Raw genomic sequence first — 3,065 nt, forward strand, 5'->3', positions numbered from 1 at the left:
GATCTCGCCAGACGGGCATGCGGGCCAGCTCATTCACACTCATCAAGCGACTATTGCGCGGAGGTGGCAAACCGAGCTCGGCGTACTCTGCCGCCTCGGCTCCATTGATGCGCCGCAGGCTATCTTCATCAACATAGTCCTCCAACACCGCGATCATTCGCGAGGCCTGCTCAAAGCTCGCCCCCAAACCGGTAAGGACGGGAAGCAGGAGATCCTGGTTTGGCACATTGAGCGACAGCAGCCCGCGGTCATCCTGGACTGACACCCATCCTCCGCCGGGCGTCCTATAGAGGCGCCCGTCATGCGTCAGCAGTTGCTCGTTCGCGAAGCCCGAGCCGGCATACCCAAAAGGTCGAGTGGTCAACCAGTACAGCGCCAATGCCTGAGCCGAATACGCCTGGGTGCGGCCTTCCGCATAGCTTTGCACGCTCTGCGCCTGCTGCCTCAACAGGTCCACGCGTTGCGACAACCGTGCAGCGACAAAGCCAATGAGCACCAGCGATGCCATCACCAACATCAAAACATAGCCACCTTGCCGTTGGCGCCCGGCACGCTGCATCGTCACAGGCTGTTCCAATCGCGCCGCAGCCAGCGCAAGTAGCCGTTCTGCGGGGATGCCACCAGCAACACACGGCCACCTTGACCCTGCTCGAGTCGAATGAGCCGGGGCAGCGCCTGTTCAATCAACGTGCTCTCGGGGGGCCAGTCTTGGTAGCTGACGCCCCCATCGTCTTCGTAGACCCAATGAAGGCCCTTGAACGGCCAAGCAGCCAACTGGACACGCTGCTCCGGCAAACCGATCTCGCGCTGAGTCAACCAGAGCTCGGTATCGGACTCCTTCGATTCAAGCGTCAACACGACTGGTGTCGGTCCCGATGAGTAGTTCACTGGTGCCAGCGTGCTCATGCCCTTGATCTGCGTCGCGCTGCCGGCGAACTGCGCCTCGACGGGCGAACCCGCACCCACCATGCCGCGCAGGGTCTGCACTAGCCATTCTCGATGCAAGGCCGCCAAGCGAACGCCGGCATTCGCCCCCTGTAGGCTGCGCTCGATGCGGGTGAGCTGAAAGAGCCCCTCGGAAATCAGCCCCGCCACCATCGCAACGATCACCAGGGTGACCAGGGTCTCCAGCAGTGTGAAGCCGCGCATAGGCTGCCGAGTCAGGCTCACGGCGTGCCCCGATCGACGGGCAAGGATTCGGGAGACAGTTGGCCTGTGTGCGTCACTTCAAAGTCTGCTTGCATGCCGCTCAGCACATCTCGGACCTGTACCTGCATGCGGTACAAGCCGACCCGCCAGCGCGAGGCATCACCACGTGACAGCGAATAACGCAGGGGCGATATTTCCGTGCTGCTCCAGGTCAGTTCCAGCTGATCCCAGCGCTTGTGACCCGTGCGCTCGGTGGCGGGATTGACCGAGTCGATCAACTCCAGCGCTTGCAGAGTCAATTCGGCCCTCGCCCTCGCGTCGTTTAGGCCACTGACCGCGCGCAGATTGCTACCCAGCCAGGCATAGAGCGCCGTTCCAACTGCAGCGAATATGGTCATCGCCACGATGGCCTCAAGGAGCCCGAAGCCCGAGGCATGCAGGCGGCGAGCGGACTTCATTCGATCACGCGACCACTGATCGGCTCAATCCGCCACTGCTGCACCGTGCGATCTCCCCGGCGCAACTCGATACGCCCTCCCACGGCAGCGCCATTGACGCCGTAGCGCAGCGGCTTATCGATGCGCAACTCGATATCAGCCGGTAGTTCTGGAGCCAGTGCCCGGAGTTGGTCCGCATCGAGCTCCAGGCTGCGACCCGAGGCGAAGGCCTGGGTGGGCAATGCGCTGAGTAAAGCGACGAAATCTTCGCGCCAGCCGCGCTCATTGGCGGAATCCAGCCAGCGCATCGTTGCCGGCAGAACAACCGCCGTGGTGAGCGCGACCAACGTCAGCACCACCAGCAATTCCAGCAACGTGAAGCCCGCCGAGCTCGCCGTCCGGCCAAACCGCATACCAGTGTTCAGTTACGCGAAGCTGGCAGAACGCCTATATCGGCCGCATCCCCGCTGCCGCCGGCCTGACCATCCGCACCCAGGGAATACAGCGCAAATGGCTGCCCGTTCGCGCCAGGCAGCGAATAGAGGTAGGCGTGCTGCCAGGGATCCAACGGCACATCGGCGTCAAGATACGGGCCGCGCCACCTGGTCGCCAGGGCCGTATCGGCGGGCTGCTTCGCCAACAAGCTCAAGCCCTCTTCGGCGGTCGGGTAACGACCAATATCAAGCCGCACGTTCTCCACAGCGCCGCGCAGCATCTTGATCTGCGTGGTGGCTGTGATGACCTTGGATTGATCCACCTTGCTAAACAGCCGTGGCCCAACCAAGCCTGCGATCAACCCGATGATCACAAGCACCACCAACATTTCAAGCAAAGTGAAACCGATTTCGCTCCGACCGGCCATCCGGCGAAGTGTGCGCGAAGGCTGCAGTATGGACATCGTCATCTCAGGTTCAGAAGCATTGGATTGTAAGGGGCGCACCCGACACGACTTACTCGACGCCGTCGCTCAGTCGCCGGGCAGATGACCGCGGGCAACGAGTCGCTGGCGGTAAACAGCTCAATACAGAACGAAAAAAGCGCCCCGAAGGGCGCTTTTAGATTTCGCTTGCGCGAACTCTGTGCTTAGTTCGCCGGACGCGACAGCGTGTAGCTGTTCAGGTCGCTCGACGACGTCGTGGCGGTACCCTTCTTCAGGATGTTCATGACGCCTTCGATCTTGGCCTTCGGGGCTGCGACAGTGATCTTGAAGCCCAGACGGGTATCCGTACCAGCCACCAATCCCGAGATAGACGGGCAGACCTCGATCGCATTGATGAACAACTGCTTACCAGCGATCAGCGAGAAGTTGGAGTTGCCGGCACCGCAAGAACCGCCGTTAGCCAAAATCGGCGTGACGACAACAGAGGCCGGATCACCCGTGTGTGAGCTGGTCAGCACAATGCGGGAGATGTAGTCAGGGTTGATCGTCGTKAACGGTGCGGTCAGCTCGGTGCCATCGCGGTCGATAGAACCCAGGGC

At 61.7% G+C, this 3,065-nt stretch carries 6 protein-coding genes; all 6 read right to left on the bottom strand.

What is annotated here, in order from left to right; translation table 11 throughout:
• Positions 1 to 559 (bottom strand): hypothetical protein (locus ACXJKR_RS28500; protein WP_457325705.1); only part of this gene is annotated, 559 nt, incomplete at its 3' end.
• A gap of 2 nt (positions 560 to 561) precedes the next feature.
• Positions 562 to 1,149 (bottom strand): type II secretion system protein, encoded by a 588-nt coding sequence (locus ACXJKR_RS28505; protein WP_457325700.1) that lies wholly within the window; start codon positions 1,147 to 1,149, stop codon positions 562 to 564.
• Positions 1,150 to 1,166: 17 nt separating this feature from the next.
• Complete coding sequence (locus tag ACXJKR_RS28510; RefSeq protein WP_457325701.1) at positions 1,167 to 1,607, bottom strand: PulJ/GspJ family protein; 441 nt, start codon at positions 1,605 to 1,607, stop codon at positions 1,167 to 1,169.
• Positions 1,604 to 1,999: a prepilin-type N-terminal cleavage/methylation domain-containing protein gene (locus ACXJKR_RS28515; RefSeq protein WP_457325702.1), complete on the bottom strand. Its 396-nt coding sequence runs from the start codon at positions 1,997 to 1,999 to the stop codon at positions 1,604 to 1,606. Before ACXJKR_RS28515 ends, ACXJKR_RS28510 begins: the two co-directional genes overlap by 4 nt.
• 8 nt (positions 2,000 to 2,007) lie before the next feature.
• Positions 2,008 to 2,484 (bottom strand): type II secretion system major pseudopilin GspG, encoded by a 477-nt coding sequence (gene gspG / locus ACXJKR_RS28520; protein WP_457325703.1) that lies wholly within the window; start codon positions 2,482 to 2,484, stop codon positions 2,008 to 2,010.
• A gap of 185 nt (positions 2,485 to 2,669) precedes the next feature.
• Positions 2,670 to 3,065: hypothetical protein (locus tag ACXJKR_RS28525; RefSeq protein ID WP_457325704.1), on the bottom strand; the 396-nt coding region annotated here is incomplete at its 5' end.

The organism is Roseateles sp. P5_E11 (genome assembly GCF_054049355.1).

Excerpts from the sequence above, each read along its gene's own strand:
- ACXJKR_RS28505 (WP_457325700.1), bottom strand. The coding sequence starts at position 1,149 with ATGCGCGGCTTCACACTGCTGGAGACCCTGGTCACCCTGGTGATCGTT.
- ACXJKR_RS28510 (WP_457325701.1), bottom strand. The coding sequence starts at position 1,607 with ATGAAGTCCGCTCGCCGCCTGCATGCCTCGGGCTTCGGGCTCCTTGAG.
- ACXJKR_RS28515 (WP_457325702.1), bottom strand. The coding sequence starts at position 1,999 with ATGCGGTTTGGCCGGACGGCGAGCTCGGCGGGCTTCACGTTGCTGGAA.
- gspG (WP_457325703.1), bottom strand. The coding sequence starts at position 2,484 with ATGTCCATACTGCAGCCTTCGCGCACACTTCGCCGGATGGCCGGTCGG.